The sequence below is a fragment of the Streptomyces sp. NPDC025618 genome, assembly GCF_055558795.1.
This window is the reverse complement of the sequence record NZ_JBVHLW010000025.1, coordinates 24,204-40,820: the sequence shown is the minus strand read 5'-3', so window position 1 is coordinate 40,820 and position 16,617 is coordinate 24,204. Positions and strand designations below refer to the sequence as shown.

The following is a 16,617-nucleotide window of genomic DNA, read 5'->3' as shown; positions in this document are numbered from 1 at the left end:
CTCGGGCGAGCTCGATGCGGCCCGTGCCGGCCCGCGGTCCCAAGGGCCACGGGCCGGAAGATCCGGCCCGCCCGGTGCCCGGGAGTGCGCCGGGCCGGAGGCGCTACGGCTTGTCGGCCCTGACCGGCAGGTCCAGGACCACCTTCGTGCCGCCGCCCGGTGCCGGCAGCATGCCGAACGTGCCGCCCATCTCGCCCTCCACCAGCGTCCGCACGATCTGGAGGCCGAGATTTCCCGCGCGCTGGGGGTCGAAGCCCTCCGGCAGGCCGCGCCCGTCGTCCTGGACGGAGATCAGCAGACGCGCCTCCTTGCGGGTGCCGCTGCGGACCGCGGTGACCTCGACCGTGCCCGTCTCCCCCGGCCCGAAGCCGTGCTCCATCGCGTTCTGGAGCAGCTCGGTCAGGACCATCGACAGCGGCGTCGCGACCTCGGCGTCGAGGATGCCGAAGCGCCCTGTGCGCCGCCCGGCGACCCGGCCCGGGGAGATCTCGGCGACCATGGCGAGGACGCGGTCGGCGATCTCGTCGAACTCCACACGCTCGTCGAGATTCTGCGACAGCGTCTCGTGGACGATCGCGATCGAGCCGACCCGGCGGACCGCCTCCTCCAGCGCCTCGCGCCCCTCGGCGGAGCCGATCCGGCGGGCCTGGAGGCGCAGCAGCGCGGCCACGGTCTGGAGGTTGTTCTTCACCCGGTGGTGGATCTCCCGGATGGTCGCGTCCTTGGTGATCAACTCACGCTCGCGGCGACGCAGTTCGGTGACGTCGCGCAGGAGTACGAGTGAACCGATGTGATTTCCCTTGGGTTTGAGGGGAATCGCCCGGAGCTGGATGACGCCGTCGCTGCCCTCGACCTCGAACTCGCGCGGCGCCCAGCCGCTGGCGAGCTTGGCGAGGGACTCGTCCACCGGTCCGCGCGAGGGCGCCAACTGAGCGGTGGTCTCGCCCAGATGATGCCCCACGAGGTCGGCGGCGAGGCCGAGCCGGTGATAGGCCGAGAGCGCGTTGGGGCTGGCGTACTGCACGATGCCGTCCGCGTCGAGCCTGATCAGACCGTCACCGGCGCGGGGCGAGGCATCCATGTCGACTTGTTGACCGGGGAACGGGAAGGTGCCGTTCGCGATCATCTGGGCGAGGTCCGAGGCGCTCTGGAGATAGGTGAGCTCCAGCCGGCTCGGCGTCCGCACGGTCAGCAGATTGGTGTTGCGCGCGATGACCCCGAGGACCCGCCCCTCCCGGCGTACGGGGATGGACTCGACCCGCACCGGGACCTCCTCGCGCCACTCCGGGTCGCCCTCGCGGACGATCCGGCCCTCGTCGAGCGCGGCGTCGAGCATGGGGCGGCGGCCGCGCGGGACCAGGTGGCCGACCATGTCGTCCTGGTAGGAGGTGGGTCCGGTGTTGGGCCGCATCTGGGCGACGGACACATAGCGGGTGCCGTCGAGGGTGGGGACCCACAGGACGAGGTCGGCGAAGGACAGGTCGGAGAGCAACTGCCACTCCGAGACCAGCAGGTGGAGCCACTCCAGGTCGGAGTCGCCCAGGGCGGTGTGCTGGCGTACGAGGTCGTTCATGGAGGGCACGGCTGTGAGCCTACCCGCGCCCGGCGGCCTCATTTTGTTCCACCTGGTGCCCGCACGGGCATGGACACCGGCGAATGGTCTAGTCCACAATGAGTAAGCAAAGTCTCCGCCTTCCCCGCACAGGAGGGTGGATCGAGGCCCGGCGTCTTCTGCCCTGATCGCGCCGCGGCCTCCGATCGGCCGCACCGCGCCCGGGGACCGCACACCCCGCGCCCGGTGGGCCGATGCCGGCTCCGGGCTGCGGTGCCGGCCGGGCCGAGGGTCCCGGCCAGGCGCCGCGGCCCGTAGTGGCGCGTCCCCCCTCGGCTCCCACCTCCGGCCGCCACCCCCGCCGATATCCCCGGCCTCGCTTCGTCCTCAAACTCCGCGGGCCCCGTCTTCACGGCTCGGTATCACGGCTCGCCGACCGCTCCCCCGGTACGCGGGCGGGCCGGGAGGGGAAGCGTCTTCCGGACGGCCCACTCTGTTAGATTGGTCTATACCACAACCCCACAGCCCACTCTCCAGATCGGCAGGCACAGCGTGGAAGTTGTCATCGTCCCGGACGCCAAGGCAGGCGGCGAGCTCATCGCGGAGGCCATGGCCGAGCTCCTGCGTCGCAAGCCGGACGCCCTGCTGGGCGTGGCCACCGGCTCCACCCCGCTGCCCATCTACGAAGCGCTGGCGGCCAAGGTCCGCGCGGGCGCGGTGGACGCCTCGCGCGCCCGCGTCTGCCAGCTCGACGAGTACGTCGGCCTGCCCGCCGACCACCCCGAGTCCTACCGCTCGGTGGTGCTGCGCGAGGTCGTCGAGCCGCTCGGGCTGACCGAGGACTCCTTCATGGGCCCCGACGGCACCGCCGAGGACGTCCAGGCCGCCTGCGAGGCGTACGACCGGGCGCTGCCCGAGGCCGGCGGCGTGGATCTCCAGCTGCTCGGCATCGGCACCGACGGGCACATCGGCTTCAACGAGCCGTGCTCCTCGCTCGCCTCCCGCACCCGGATCAAGACGCTCACCGAGCAGACCCGCGTCGACAACGCGCGGTTCTTCGAGGGCGACATCGACCAGGTGCCCCACCACGTCATCACCCAGGGCATCGGCACCATCCTGGAGGCCCGCCACCTGGTCCTGCTGGCCACGGGCGAGGGCAAGGCCGACGCGGTCGCGGCGACGGTCGAGGGACCGGTCTCCGCGCTGGTCCCGGCTTCCGCGCTGCAGCTCCACCCGCATGCGACGGTCGTCGTGGACGAGGGTGCGGCGTCGAAGCTGAAGCTCGCGGATTATTTCCGGCACACGTACGCGAACAAGCCGGGCTGGCAGGGGCTGTAGGCGCGCCCTGCCAGGGCCCCTTCCCGGCCTGGGGCTTCGCCCCAGACCCCGCGACACGCTTCGCGCGGTGTCCTCAATCTCCCCCAGCTACCGCTGAGAGGTGCCCCCACGGGCTGGATTTCGCGGACCCTAGCCGCATATCCAGCCCGTCCGGCGTTTGAGGACAACGCGGCGAAGCCGTGTTGCGGGGTCCGGGGCGCAGCCCCCCACGCGGCGGAGCCGCACATCAGACGCAGCCGGGAAGGGGCGGGGCTGGGGAACAAGCCCGCCGCAGGCGCAGCCGACCCGCACCCCGGCACACCCATCAGCCCCCCGCAACAACCTCCGCCGCAGCCACCCCGCACACCCGCCCCGCCCCATGCGTAGCCACATGCAGCGCCCCCGCCGGAGGCGCCACGTTCAGGCCCATTTCCACGACCACCGCATCCGGCCGCGCGGCGAGCAGCGCGTCGAGCGCCTTCGCCATCCACGGATGGCGGTGGACGTCCCGGACCACGGCCACGATCCGCCGGGGGCCGGCGTCCCGGAGCACCCGGTCGGCACCGGCCTCGCCGGAGGCGTACGTGCCGGTCGTCGTCCCGGGCAGCAACCGGGTCAGCTCGGCGGCGACGCCCCATGGGGTCTCGTCGCCGACGGCTATGTTCGCGACGGGGGTGAAGGCGGCGACGTGCGCGGGGCCGGTGAGCGGCTCGTGGTCCGCCGAGCGGGTCACCCGCAGCGCGCGCCGCGCGGCCGCCAGGCCGATGCCGGGGTCGGGCGCGCCCGGCTCCGGCCGGCGGGCCACGTCGCGCGCGAGCGCCCGTACCCGCGCGGCCGCGTCGGCGAGCCGCTCCTCCGGCAGCGCCCCGGAGCGCACCGCGCCGACCAGCGCGTCGCGCAGCCGCAGCACCGTCTCCTCGTCGGCCAGGCCGCCGCCGACGCAGATCGCGTCGGCGCCCGCGGCGACGGCCATGACGCTGCCGCGTTCGATGCCGTAGGTCGCCGCGATGGCCCGCATCTCCATGCCGTCGGTGACGATCAGGCCGTCGAAGCCGAGGCCACCCTCGGTGGCGGGGGCGCGCAGCAGGCCGTGCAGCGCTGCCGGGCTGAGGGTCGCGGGGAAGGCGGGGTCGAGCGCGGGCAGCAGGATGTGCGCGCTCATCACGGCCTTGGTGCCCGCGGCCACGGCCGCCCGGAAGGGCACCAGTTCCCGGGTGTGCAGCGTGGCGAGGCCGGCGTCGATGCGCGGCATGTCGTGGTGGGAGTCGACGGCCGTGTCGCCGTGGCCGGGGAAGTGCTTGGTGCACGCGGCCACGCCCGCCGCCTGCATCCCCTCGACGTAGGCGGCGGTGTGCCGGGCGACCAGCGCCGGGTCGGCGCCGAAGGACCGTACGCCGATGACCGGGTTGTCCGGGTCGGAGTTGACGTCCGCGGAGGGCGCCCAGTTGAGGTTGACGCCGCAGGCGGCGAGGCGGCGGCCGAGTTCCCGGGCGACGGCCCGGGTCAGCGCGGTGTCGTCGACGGCGCCGAGCGCGAGGTTGCCGGGGAAGGAGGAGCCCGTACGGGCCTCCAGGCGGGTGACGTCGCCGCCCTCCTCGTCGATCGCCACGAGCACGTCGGCGCGTTCCGCCCGCAGTTCGCCGGTGAGGGCGGCGAGCTGTTCCGGCGAGGTGATGTTGCGGCCGAACAGGCCGACGGCGGCCAGCCCTTCGCCGAGTCTGCGCAGCAGCCAGCCGGGGGCGGTGGTGCCGGTGAATCCCGGCTGGAGGACCGTGAGGGCGTCCCGGGTGAGCGTGTCCATGGAAGTAAGTGCTAGCCCTTCACTGCGCCGGACGTAAGGCCACCGACCGCCTTGCGCTGGAGGATGACGAAGAGGATGAGGATCGGCAGGGCGAAGAGCGAAGAGGCGGCCATCGTGGCGCCCCAGTCGTCGCCGAAGGTGGAGCGGAAGCTGGTGAGCCAGAGCGGGAGCGTCTGCGCGCCGGGATCCTTGCTGAGGATCAGGACCATCGGGAACTCGTTCCAGACGGTGATGAAGCCGAAGAGCGAGGTGGCCATCACGCCGGGGGCGAGCAGCGGGAAGATCACCTTGATGAACGCCTGGGTGCGGGTGCACCCGTCGACCATCGCGGACTCCTCCAGCTCCTTGGGCACGGCGGCCACGTAGCCGCGCAGGGTGAGCACGGTGAAGGGCAGCACCATGACCGTGTAGATGGCGATCAGCGGCGGGAGGGTGTTCAGCATCTCGGCGTCGCGCACGATCATGTAGTACGCGATGACCATGACCTCCCAGGGGGCCATCTGGGCCATCATCATCACGAGGATGAAGCTCTTGCGGCCCTTGAAGCGCATCCGTGCCACGGCGAACGACGCGAGCAGCGCGATCACCAGGGACAGCGCGACGGCGACCAGCGTCACCGTGAGGGAGTTGCCGACGAGCGTCCAGAAGCCGTCCGCGTCCACCGCCTTGGTGAAGTGCTCGAAGGTGGGGCTCGTGGGGAACCACTGGGGGGTGTCGCCGACGATGTCCTTGTTGGCCTTGAAGGCCGTGGAGAACATCCAGTAGACGGGAAAGGCGAAGACCGCGAAGAGGACGACGGCGGCCGCCCCGGGCCAGGCGCGGCCGAGAAGCGAGCGGTTCACAGCTCGTCCCCCTCTTGCTTGAGGACAAGGCGCAGGTAGTACGCCGTCAGTGCCAGCAGGATGACGATGGTGAGGATGGAGATCGCGGCCCCGGCGCCGAAGTGCTGGTTGCCCATGCCCTCGACGAACGCGTAGACCGGCAGGGTCTCGGTGAGCCGGTCGGGCCCGCCCTCGTTGATCGCGAAGATCTGGGTGAACGACTTGAAGACCCAGATGACTTCGAGGAACGTCGTGGCGAGGAAGAACGGCTTGAGGAAGGGGAAGGTCACCGAGGTGAACTGCTTCCAGCTGCCCGCGCCGTCCAGCGAGGCGGCCTCGTAGAGCTCCTTGGGGATCGTGGTGGTCGCCGCGTAGAGGTTGATCGCCACGAAGGGGATCGACTGCCACACGATGAGCACGGTGACCACGAAGAAGGTGGAGAACTGCGTGCTGGTCCAGTTGTACTCCGCCATCGAGTGCCAGCCGAGGTTGTCCAGCACGTAGTTGACGACACCGAACCGCTGGGCGAACAGCCACTGGAAGACGGTGGTCGCGGCCACGACGGGCATGGCCCAGGCGAGGACGAGGCCGAGCGAGAGCAGCAGCCGCAGCTTGGTGCCCAGGCGCGCGAGCAGCAGTCCGACGAGGCAGCCGAGCACCATGATCAGGACGACGTTGGCGGCGGTGAAGACCACCGAGCGCCCGGTGACCTTCCAGAAGTCGGAACTGCCGAGCTGCGCGCGGTAGTTGTCGAATCCGATCCACTCGGTGAGGTGCCGGATCAGCTGCCGGCGGCCCAGTTCCTGGAAGGACAGCAGCCCGTTCTTGACCAGCGTCCAGCCGAGCAGCGCCACCGTGACGAGGGCGGCGGGGAGGATCAGGAGGTACGGGAGGCCCCCCGCGGTCCGGCCGCGGCGGGGTGGCGGGGCGCCGCCCCGGCTGATCCGGGCGGCGGGCTCGGCCGTCGCCTCTTCGATCTGCGCTGACATAGTCGTCCGCCTTCTCCCCTGTCGAACGGTATTGCGTGGTGCGCGGTGGTACGGGGGCCGGTGCGGGCCGGCCCCCGTACCACCGGACGGGTCACTGCTTCTTGCTGAGGCGCTTGTTCATCTCGCCCTCGACCTGCTTGGCGGCGTCCTCCGGCGACTTGCCGTTGAGGACGGCCGTCATATACGCCTTGATCGGGTTCGGGGCGTTCTCCACCTCGGCCCACTCGGGGATCAGCGGGGTGGTGCCACCGCCCTTGGCGGCGGGGGCGGCGGCCTCGGCGGCCCCGTTGCCCTTCACGTTCGCCAGCAGCGATGTCTTGTTGGGGAGCGAGCCGACCTCCTTGGACATCGCGGCCTCGTTCTTGTCGGACAGCGCGATCTTCAGGAACTCCCTCGCGAGGTCCTGCTTCTTGCTGCCCTCGGCCACGGCGAGGTTGGAGCCGCCGAGGAAGACGCCCTCGGGCTTGTCGGCGCTCTCACCGGGGATGGTGAAGTAGCCGATCTCCTTCTCGATGGCCGGGTTCGCCTTGATGGCGGTCTGCGCCTCGTAGCCCATGCCGATGAAGGCGCCGGTCTTGCCCTTGGCGAAGACGTCGGCCTGCTGCGGGGTGGCCTCGTCCTTGTCCTTGGGCGCCTTGCTGAACGCCTGGTACTGCTTGTAGATGTCCATGGCCTTGGCGACCTTGGGGTCGCCGAGGTTGGAGACGTACTTCTTGCCGTCCTTCTTCACCAGGTCGGCGCCGGTGCCGATGGTGAGGCCGTCGAGGAAGTACCAGTTCTGGCCGGGCAGGTAGAGCGGCTCGGCGTCGCCCTTCTTCTGGATGGCGTCCAGGTCCTTGAAGAATTCGTCGCGGGTCTTCGGGACGTCCTTGATGCCCGCCTCCGCCCAGATCCTCTTGTTGTAGATCACGACGCGGTTGGCGGCGTACCAGGGGGCCGCGTACTGCTTGCCCTCGAAGACGGCGGGCTTGTTGAGGGACTCGGTCCAGTCCCCGCCGATCTCCTTCTTGAGGTCGCCGAGGTCGGCGAGGCCACCGGTCTGGGCGTACGAGGGGGTCTGGGTGTTGCCGATCTCGATGACGTCGGGCGGGGAGGACTCGGAGAGCGCGGTGGTCAGCTTCTGCTGGATGCCGTTCCACTGCTGGACCTGGATGTTCAGCTTGGCGCCGGTCCGCTGCTCGAACTCGGCCTGCACCGACTTCGTCCAGCCCGGCGGGTTCGAGCCGTCCATGAACCACACGGTCAGGCTCTTGTCCTTGGAACCGTTTCCGTCCGATCCCTTGTCACTGTCGCTGGACCCACACGCAGCAACACTCACCAACATGGCCGCGACACCCGTCGCCGCTATGAGCCCACGCTTCACAGCACTCTCCTCAAGGACCGAATGTGGTCTTTAATGGTTTAGACCAGTGCCCGCAGCTTGGCCTAGACCTTTTGGGGTGTCAAGGGTGTATAAGAGTCGCTGTCGGCTCCGTTACCGGACCGACACCTCGAGGTCGACCTGGCGTCCCAGGGCTCCTCGGGCGCTGCCCGTGCCACGATGTGACCGCGACAGACGGAGGAGCCGGTGACAGCAGCAGGATCGGAGTCGGGAAGGCACACGATGGTGACCGAGGGTGGTACGGCGGGTGCGGCGGACGGCAGTGGCGCGTCGGGCGGCGCGCGGGTCGCGCGCGTCCCCAAGTACTACCGCCTCAAACGGCACTTGCTGGAAATGACCGAAACCATGCCCCCCGGCACTCCCGTGCCGCCGGAGCGGACGCTGGCCGCCGAGTTCGACACCTCTCGTACGACCGTCCGCCAGGCCCTCCAGGAGCTGGTGGTCGAGGGGCGCCTGGAGCGCATCCAGGGCAAGGGGACATTCGTCGCGAAACCGAAGGTCTCCCAGGCGCTGCAACTGACCTCCTACACGGAGGACATGCGCGCCCAGGGCCTGGAGCCCGCCTCCCAGCTCCTCGACATCGGCTACGTCACCGCCGACGACCGGCTCGCCTCGCTCCTCGACATCACCACGGGCGGCCGCGTCCTGCGCATCGAGCGCCTGCGCCTCGCCAGCGGCGAGCCGATGGCGATCGAGACCACGCACCTGTCCGCGAAGCGGTTCCCGGCGCTGCGCCGGAGCCTGGTGAAGTACACCTCGCTCTACACCGCCCTGGCCGAGGTCTACGACGTCCGCCTCGCGGAGGCCGAGGAGACCATCGAGACCTCCCTGGCGACCCCCCGCGAGGCCGGCCTCCTGGGCACCGACGTCGGCCTCCCGATGCTGATGCTCTCCCGCCACTCCCTGGACGCCCAGGGCGAGCCGGTGGAGTGGGTACGGTCGGTGTACCGGGGCGACCGCTACAAGTTCGTGGCCCGGCTGCGCCGGCCGACGGAGTAGCGGGGCCGGCCGACCCGGCCACCGGTCAGGCCCCCTCTAGGCTCACCCCCATGACGCCCCCAGAGCACGCCGTGGTGACCACGACGACCGACACCGAGGCCAAGGCCCGCTCCCTGGCCGCCGAGATCATCGACGCCCAACTGGCCGCCTGCGCCCAGATCCACCCGGTCTCCTCCGTCTACCGCTGGGAGGGCAAGGTCGAGCAGGCCCAGGAATGGCGCGTCGACTTCAAGACCCGCACGGCCCTCGTCCCCGCCTTGAGCGACCGCGTCGTCGCCCTCCACGACTACGACACGCCGGAGGTCGTCGCCGTCCCGGTCGTGGGCGGCAGCGCGGCGTATCTGACCTGGGTGACGGCGGAGACGGGTGGCTGAGGGCTGCCCCGGTGATCAGCCGCCGGTACGCGCGGCTTTTCGCCGACCGCCGGAAAGCAGCTTCACGCCCGGCTTCTCCACGCAGCATTTCTGGGTCGTCGGCCATGACTGCGGCAACTCGGTCGGAATACAGGCCAGTTAACCCATAAGAGGGACTCCGCCCCACCATGTCCTCGCGATACGGTGGCCAGGATTCTTCCGCTTCGTGCCACGACGAGACGAAGCGACCCCCAACGCCGGCGGCAACCGGCGAAGGGGGTCTGCACCCACCAGGAGTCAGGAGCTCCCAGCAAATGCTGAAGCATGTTAGCGCCCCCGCGCGCTTCTTCTCGCAGGTGCCCAATGAGATCATCCGGCACCCCCGGCTGTCCGCCGAAGCCGTTCGGCTGCTGACCTGGCAGCTGTCGCTTCCCGATGGTGTCGATCAGCCGCTGTCGAAGACCGCCGAGCAGGCCGGGATAAAGAAGACCGCGTTCACGCGGGCCAAGCGGGAGTTGGCCGCCGCCGGGTATTTCCACGAGTGGCGGGGGCAGGGCGCCGGTGGGCTGTGGAGGACCAGGCAGCTGGTGTCGAACGTGCCGCTGACCGCCGAGGAGGCCGTGGCCGTACGGGATGGGGGCGCCCCGCCGAGTGCCGTGGCACCGGCCGCCGGTCGGCCGAGCCGTCCGGCCGTCGGTCGCTCCCCGGAAGAGAACACCGGGGAGAACACCTCCCACCCGCTCGCCGAGCGCGGCGCGCGGGCGATCGTCGCCGTGTGCCACGCGGAGCGGCGGTTGCGGCTCTCCGGGCGGGACGTCGAGCGGCTCGCGCCGCTCGCCGGGGAGTGGCTGTCGCGCGGGGCGACGCTCCAGGAGATGCGGGAAGCGCTCACCGAGGGGCTGCCGGAGCGCGTCCACTCCCCCGTCGGGATCCTCCGCGACCGGCTGACACGCAAGATGCCGGATCCCGCCCCCGAGCCCGCTCCACGGCCACAGCCACTGCGCGCCTGCACCGGCACCTGCGGCCGCGTGATCCGGCCCGTCGCCGACGAGACCACGTGCCGCGACTGCCGGCTGGAGACAGCCGGAAGCGACGCTTCCGGGGCGGAAGGGGCAACTCAGCGCGGCATGAGCGCCGTTCGGGCCGCGCTGGAGGCTTGCGTATGGCCGAGGCCCGTCACCTGACCTCAGATGACGTTGCCATACCGATATGCGGACAGGGGGTGACTCCCAGCAGGACCCTGACCTAGATTTCCTGCGCATCACGCAGTGATCACCTAGGGGGGAGTCGCCACCATGACAGAACCACCGATGGAGCCACCGGAGCGCGGGCGCGGGCCCGTTGTCACGGTGCCGATGGTCGTGGCCGGGGTGTGTCTCGCCATTCCCTTCGTCGCCATGCTGTGGGTCGACTCCTACGCGCGGCTCACGCCCGCGTTCATCGGGATCCCGTTCTTCTACTGGTACCAGATGCTGTGGGTGCTGATCTCGACCGCGCTCACCGTCATCGCGTACACGCTCGTGCGACGACACGAGCGGAACGAGCGGATCCGTAAGGCGGGTGAGCGGGCGTGAAGGACGGCGTGAACGGCGTGGCGCTCGCCGTGTTCATCTTCTTCTTCCTCGTCGTCACGGTGATGGGGTTCGTCGCCTCCCGGTGGCGGCGCGCGGAGAACGCGGACAACCTCGACGAATGGGGGCTGGGCGGGCGGTCGTTCGGTACCTGGATCACCTGGTTCCTGCTGGGCGGCGACCTCTATACCGCCTATACCTTCGTCGCCGTGCCGGCGGCCATCTACGCGGGGGGCGCGGCGGGATTCTTCGCGGTGCCTTACACGATCCTGTGTTATCCGCTGGTGTTCACCTTCCTGCCCCGGCTCTGGTCGGTGGCGCACAAGCACGGTTATGTGACGTCCTCGGACTTCGTGCGCGGCCGGTTCGGGTCGAAGGGGCTGTCGCTGGCGCTCGCGCTGACCGGGCTGCTCGCGACCATGCCGTACATCGCGCTCCAACTCGTCGGCATTCAGGCCGTGCTGGACGTGCTCGGGGTCGGTGGCGGTTCCAACTGGTTCATGAAGGACCTGCCGCTGCTCATCGCCTTCGGCGTGCTCGCGGCCTATACGTATTCGGCCGGACTGCGGGCTCCCGCGCTCATCGCCTTCGTCAAGGACGCGCTGATCTACATCGTGATCATCGTGGCCATCATCTACATCCCCATCAGGCTGGGGGGTTTCGAGCACATCTTCGCGAAGGCCGGGGACGCCTTCGCCGAGAAGAATCCGGCGACGGGCAAACCGCGCGGTTCCCTGGTGAGCGGTCCGGACGCGCAATGGGCGTACGCGACGCTCGCGCTCGGCTCGGCGATGGCGCTGTTCCTCTATCCGCATTCGGTGACCGCGGTCCTCTCCAGCAAGAGCCGCAACGTCATCCGCCGCAACACCACGATCCTGCCGCTCTATTCGCTGATGCTGGGCCTGCTGGCCATGCTCGGCTTCATGGCGATCGCCGCGGGCGTCAAGGTGAAGAACGGCCAGCTGGCCATCCCGCAGCTCTTCGAGGACATGTTCCCGGACTGGTTCACGGGCGTCGCCTTCGCGGCCATCGGGATCGGCGCGCTGGTGCCGGCGGCCATCATGTCCATCGCCGCGGCGAATCTCTTCACCCGGAACATCTACAAGGACTTCATCCGGCCGGACGCCTCGCCCGAGCGCGAGGCGAAGGTCTCCAAGCTCGCCTCGCTGCTGGTGAAGGTCGGCGCGCTCGTCTTCGTCCTGACGATGGACAAAACGGTCGCGATCAATTTCCAGCTGCTCGGCGGCATCTGGATCCTCCAGACCGTCCCGGCACTCGTGGGCGGGCTCTTCACCCGCTGGTTCCACCGGTGGGGGCTGCTGGCGGGGTGGGCGGTCGGTATGGCGTACGGGACGTGGCGGGCGTATGACACGCCCAGTGCGACTCAGGATCATTTCGGGAATACGAACCTTATTCCGTTCATCGGGGAGAAGGGGTATATCGGGCTTACGGCTTTCGTCCTGAATGTGCTTGTCGCGGTGGTGCTCACGGTGGTGTTCAAGGCGGTGGGTGTGCGGGATGGCGTGGACGAGACCCAACCGTCCGATTACACGGCTGATGTGGGCGATCCGGGCGTAGTGGAGGAATTGCCGCCTGCGACGGCGGGGGCGCCGGGGGGTCACTGACGCCTGCGGCGGGCTTTGTTCCCCTACCCCGCCCCTTCCCGGCTGCGTCCGATGTGCGGCTCCGCCGCGTGGGGGCGCCGCCCCAGACCCCGCAACACGCTTCGCGCGTTGTCCTCAAACGCCGGACGGGCTGAATGGCGTACCCACATCAGCCAAAACCAGCCCGTCCGGCGATTGAGGACGCGGCCGCAGGCCGCTGGACATGACCGCAGGCCGCAGCGAAACCCGCGGCCGGGGCCCCGGGGCCCCACCGACACCCCCAGACACCCCCCAGACGCACCGCCGCACCCCCACCCACCCCGCGCCCCACCCAGGGCCGCGGCGCGCTCGACAGGGCGCGTGGCGGCCCTTCGTCATGCCCCTTGCGGGCAGGCCCTGTTAGCACATTCCGACCCGCGCGATTACCGCGCGACACAAGATGTGGTGGTGCATGCGACGGCCAGCACTAGATGTATGCTCGTCCTCGCTGTCGTCGCAGGGGAATCCGGTGGAAATCCGGAACTGTCCCGCAACGGTGCATGTATGCCGTAATGACGCATGCAGGAGTCCGAGTACCTGCCGACAGCACGCCCACCGCTGAGCCGCACCGGCTCGCACCGGGCGTTTTGTATTCGTCCGGGCCTCGCGGGTTGGGCCGATGGACGCTACGAGCATGCCCTGATGCCTCAGGCATGCCCGTACGCGCCCGTCGCGCGCCACCCGCCCGGCCCCTTGCCGAGCGAGGGAGAGCCTCAGTGACCATCGCGCCCGCCGATCCGGTCTCAGCATCCGCGGAAGCGACCGGCGGCCCCGGGACCGCGCTGCTGCGCACCCTGACCGACCTCACCGCCGATCTGTCCGCCACCGACCCCGGAAAGGTCGCCGCCGCCGCGCTGCGGGGCCGCCACCCGGGCTCGGACGAGGCCGAACTGCGGTCCCTGGCCACCGAGGCCGCCGCCGGCCTGATCGCCGAGGAGCCCGAGTACTCCAAGCTCGCGGCCCGCCTGCTCACCCTCGCCATCGCCGAGGAGGCCGCCGGACAGGGCGCCGTCTCCTTCTCCGCGTCCGTCGCGACCGGCCACCGCGAGGGCCTGATCGCCGACGACACCGCCGCCTTCGTGGCGACCCACGCCGCGCGCCTCGACGAGCTCGTCGAGAAGGCGCTCGCCGACGGCGCCGACGACCGCTTCGGCTACTTCGGCCTGCGCACCCTGCACAGCCGCTACCTGCTGCGCCACCCGATCACCCGGCAGGTCATCGAGACCCCGCAGCACTTCCTGCTGCGCGTGGCCTGCGGCCTGGCCGAGGACCACTCGGTGCGGGCCCTGGAGGACGTCGCCGAGCTCTACGGGCTGACGAGCACCCTGTCGTACCTGCCCTCCTCCCCCACGCTCTTCAACTCCGGCACCCGCCACCCGCAGATGTCCTCCTGCTATCTGCTGGACTCGCCGCTGGACGAGCTGGACTCGATCTACGACCGCTACCACCAGGTGGCGCGCCTGTCGAAGCACGCCGGCGGCATCGGCCTGTCCTACAGCCGCATCCGCTCGCGCGGTTCGCTGATCCGGGGCACCAACGGGCACTCCAACGGCATCGTGCCGTTCCTGCGCACGCTCGACGCCTCCGTGGCGGCGGTCAACCAGGGCGGCCGGCGCAAGGGCGCGGCCTGTGTCTATCTGGAGACGTGGCACGCGGACATCGAGGAGTTCCTGGAGCTCCGCGACAACACCGGTGAGGAGGCCCGCCGCACGCACAACCTCAACACCGCGCACTGGATCCCGGACGAGTTCATGCGCCGCGTCGAGGCGGACGCCGACTGGTCGCTGTTCTCCCCGGCCGACACGCCCGAGCTGGTCGACCTGTGGGGCGACGAGTTCGACGCCGCGTACCGCAAGGCCGAGGCCGAGGGCAAGGCCGTCCGGCAGATCCCGGCGCGCGTGCTGTACTCCCGGATGATGCGCACCCTCGCGCAGACCGGCAACGGCTGGATGACCTTCAAGGACGCGTCCAACCGCACCGCGAACCAGACCGCCGAGCCCGGCAAGGTCGTCCACTCCTCGAACCTGTGCACCGAGATCCTCGAGGTCACGGACGACGGCGAGACGGCCGTCTGCAACCTCGGCTCGGTCAACCTGGCGCAGCACCTGGGTACCGACGGCGAGATGGACTGGGAGAAGCTCGACCGTACGGTCCGTACGGCCGTGACGTTCCTCGACCGCGTCGTGGACATCAACTTCTACCCGACCGAGCAGGCCGGCAACTCCAACAGCCGCTGGCGCCCGGTGGGCCTGGGCCTGATGGGTCTCCAGGACGTCTTCTTCCGGCTCCGGCTGCCCTTCGACTCCCCCGAGGCGAAGGAGCTGTCCACCCGGATCTCCGAGCGCATCATGCTCGCGGCCTACGAGGCGTCCGCCGATCTCGCCGAGCGGCACGGCCCGCACCCGGCCTGGTCCGCGACCCGCACCGCCCGCGGCGTGCTGCACCCGGACCACTACCCGAACGCCGAGCAGCGCTGGGCCGACCGCTGGGAGGCGCTGCGCGCCCGCATCGCCGAGGTCGGCATGCGCAACTCGCTGCTGCTGGCGATCGCCCCGACGGCCACCATCGCCTCCATCGCGGGCGTGTACGAGTGCATCGAGCCGCAGGTCTCCAACCTCTTCAAGCGCGAGACGCTCAGCGGTGAGTTCCTCCAGGTCAACACCTATCTGGTGGAGGACCTGAAGAAGCTCGGCGTGTGGGACCGCACCACGCGCGACGCGATGACCGAGGCCAACGGCTCGATCCAGGACATGCAGTGGATCCCCAAGGAGGTGCGCGACCTCTACCGCACCGCCTGGGAGATCCCGCAGCGCTTCCTGATCGACATGGCCGCGGCGCGTACGCCGTACCTGGACCAGAGCCAGTCGCTGAACCTCTTCATGGCCTCGCCCACCATCGGCAAGCTCAGCTCGATGTACGCGTACGCCTGGAAGCAGGGCATCAAGACGACGTACTACCTGCGCTCGCGCCCGGCCACCCGGATCGCGCGCTCCGCCGGTGCCGCCGCCACCATCCCCGTACAGCAGGCCACCCCGGACGCGGACGCCGTCGCCTGCTCCCTTGAGAACCCCGAGTCCTGCGAGGCCTGCCAGTAATGAGCTCCACCGAGAAGAACCTGCTCGACCCCGGCTTCGAGCTCACCCTGCGGCCGATGCGGTACCCGGACTTCTACGACCGCTACCGCGACGCCATCAAGAACACCTGGACCGTCGAGGAGGTCGACCTCCACTCCGACGTCGCCGACCTCGCCAAGCTGTCCCCGGGTGAGCAGCACATGATCGGCCGCCTGGTCGCGTTCTTCGCGACCGGTGACTCGATCGTGGCGAACAACCTCGTGCTGACGCTGTACAAGCACATCAACTCCCCCGAGGCGCGGCTCTACCTCTCGCGGCAGCTGTTCGAGGAGGCCGTGCACGTCCAGTTCTATCTGACGCTGCTGGACACCTACCTCCCCGACCCGGACGACCGTGCCGCCGCCTTCGACGCGGTGGAGAACATCCCGTCCATCCGCGAGAAGGCCCAGTTCTGCTTCAAGTGGATCAATGAGGTCGAGAAGCTGGAGCGGCTGGAGACGAAGGCCGACCGCCGTCGCTTCCTGCTCAACCTGATCTGCTTCGCGGCGTGCATCGAGGGGCTGTTCTTCTACGGCGCCTTCGCGTATGTCTACTGGTTCCGCTCGCGCGGTCTGCTGCACGGCCTGGCCACCGGCACCAACTGGGTCTTCCGTGACGAGACCATGCACATGAACTTCGCGTTCGAGGTCGTGGACACGGTCCGCCAGGAGGAGCCCGAGCTCTTCGACGACGAGCTCCAGCAGCAGGTCACCGACATGCTGAAGGAGGCCGTCGAGGCGGAGCTGCAGTTCGGCCGCGACCTGTGCGGCGAGGGCCTGCCGGGCATGAACACCGAGTCCATGCGCGAGTACCTCCAGTGCGTCGCCGACCAGCGCCTCCAGCGCCTCGGCTTCGCCCCGGTCTACGGCTCGGAGAACCCGTTCTCCTTCATGGAGCTCCAGAACGTCCAGGAGCTGACCAACTTCTTCGAGCGCCGCGCGTCCGCGTACCAGGTGGCGGTCGAGGGCTCGGTCTCCTTCGACGACGAGTTCTAGAAAAATCTTCGTGCGGCGTGTCGATCCGCGCGTCTGCCGTTCGACGTATAGGTGAAGGGCCGGGAACGGCCGGGCGGAAATC

13 protein-coding genes and 1 riboswitch are annotated in these 16,617 nt (G+C 69.8%); of the genes, 8 read left to right on the top strand and 5 right to left on the bottom strand.

Going from position 1 to position 16,617, the window contains the following annotated elements:
- Window positions 1–103 precede the first annotated feature (103 nt).
- Window positions 104–1,573 (bottom strand): sensor histidine kinase, encoded by a 1,470-nt coding sequence (locus ACZ4A5_RS20995; protein WP_398870507.1) that lies wholly within the window; start codon window positions 1,571–1,573, stop codon window positions 104–106.
- A gap of 531 nt (window positions 1,574–2,104) precedes the next feature.
- Between ACZ4A5_RS20995 and nagB the strand changes: the two genes are divergently transcribed.
- Window positions 2,105–2,890: a glucosamine-6-phosphate deaminase gene (gene nagB / locus ACZ4A5_RS20990; RefSeq protein ID WP_398870506.1), complete on the top strand. Its 786-nt coding sequence runs from the start codon at window positions 2,105–2,107 to the stop codon at window positions 2,888–2,890.
- A gap of 304 nt (window positions 2,891–3,194) precedes the next feature.
- Here nagB and ACZ4A5_RS20985 read toward each other — a convergent pair whose 3' ends face one another.
- The 4 genes from ACZ4A5_RS20985 to ACZ4A5_RS20970 all read right to left on the bottom strand — a co-directional run bounded on the left by ACZ4A5_RS20985 (window position 3,195) and on the right by ACZ4A5_RS20970 (window position 7,843).
- On the bottom strand, window positions 3,195–4,670 hold the full coding sequence (locus tag ACZ4A5_RS20985; protein ID WP_467585995.1) for a glycoside hydrolase family 3 protein: 1,476 nt from the start codon (window positions 4,668–4,670) through the stop codon (window positions 3,195–3,197).
- A gap of 11 nt (window positions 4,671–4,681) precedes the next feature.
- Window positions 4,682–5,512 (bottom strand): carbohydrate ABC transporter permease, encoded by an 831-nt coding sequence (locus ACZ4A5_RS20980; RefSeq protein WP_467585992.1) that lies wholly within the window; start codon window positions 5,510–5,512, stop codon window positions 4,682–4,684.
- Window positions 5,509–6,480, bottom strand: a complete 972-nt coding sequence (locus tag ACZ4A5_RS20975) for a carbohydrate ABC transporter permease (RefSeq protein WP_467585988.1) — start codon at window positions 6,478–6,480, stop codon at window positions 5,509–5,511. The genes ACZ4A5_RS20980 and ACZ4A5_RS20975 overlap by 4 nt, the downstream gene beginning before the upstream one ends.
- A 91-nt stretch (window positions 6,481–6,571) precedes the next feature.
- A complete protein-coding gene (locus ACZ4A5_RS20970; protein WP_467585985.1) occupies window positions 6,572–7,843 on the bottom strand; it encodes an extracellular solute-binding protein in 1,272 nt (423 codons plus the stop codon).
- A 240-nt stretch (window positions 7,844–8,083) separates the two neighbouring features.
- Here ACZ4A5_RS20970 and ACZ4A5_RS20965 point away from each other — a divergent pair, with 240 nt between their 5' ends.
- The 7 genes from ACZ4A5_RS20965 (at window position 8,084) to ACZ4A5_RS20935 (ending at window position 16,535) form a co-directional block, all read left to right on the top strand.
- Window positions 8,084–8,860, top strand: a complete 777-nt coding sequence (locus tag ACZ4A5_RS20965; RefSeq protein ID WP_467586138.1) for a GntR family transcriptional regulator — start codon at window positions 8,084–8,086, stop codon at window positions 8,858–8,860.
- Between the two features lie 50 nt (window positions 8,861–8,910).
- Window positions 8,911–9,234 carry a divalent-cation tolerance protein CutA gene (gene cutA, locus ACZ4A5_RS20960; protein ID WP_467585982.1) on the top strand — a complete coding sequence of 108 codons (324 nt, stop codon included), beginning with the start codon at window positions 8,911–8,913 and terminating at the stop codon, window positions 9,232–9,234.
- Window positions 9,235–9,527: 293 nt separating this feature from the next.
- Window positions 9,528–10,397: a hypothetical protein gene (locus ACZ4A5_RS20955; protein ID WP_467585979.1), complete on the top strand. Its 870-nt coding sequence runs from the start codon at window positions 9,528–9,530 to the stop codon at window positions 10,395–10,397.
- Between the two features lie 111 nt (window positions 10,398–10,508).
- Entirely contained in the window at window positions 10,509–10,787 is a 279-nt protein-coding gene (locus tag ACZ4A5_RS20950) for a DUF3311 domain-containing protein (protein ID WP_398870413.1), read from the top strand.
- Complete coding sequence (mctP, locus tag ACZ4A5_RS20945; RefSeq protein WP_467585976.1) at window positions 10,784–12,409, top strand: monocarboxylate uptake permease MctP; 1,626 nt, start codon at window positions 10,784–10,786, stop codon at window positions 12,407–12,409. The genes ACZ4A5_RS20950 and mctP overlap by 4 nt, the downstream gene beginning before the upstream one ends.
- Before the next feature lie 466 nt (window positions 12,410–12,875).
- Window positions 12,876–12,974: riboswitch (adenosylcobalamin-variant (AdoCbl-variant) riboswitch) on the top strand.
- 169 nt (window positions 12,975–13,143) lie between these two features.
- Entirely contained in the window at window positions 13,144–15,522 is a 2,379-nt protein-coding gene (locus tag ACZ4A5_RS20940; RefSeq protein ID WP_467585973.1) for a ribonucleoside-diphosphate reductase subunit alpha, read from the top strand.
- Window positions 15,522–16,535 carry a ribonucleotide-diphosphate reductase subunit beta gene (locus ACZ4A5_RS20935; protein WP_467585968.1) on the top strand — a complete coding sequence of 338 codons (1,014 nt, stop codon included), beginning with the start codon at window positions 15,522–15,524 and terminating at the stop codon, window positions 16,533–16,535. Before ACZ4A5_RS20940 ends, ACZ4A5_RS20935 begins: the two co-directional genes overlap by 1 nt.
- The last annotated feature ends 82 nt before the right edge of the window (window positions 16,536–16,617 follow it).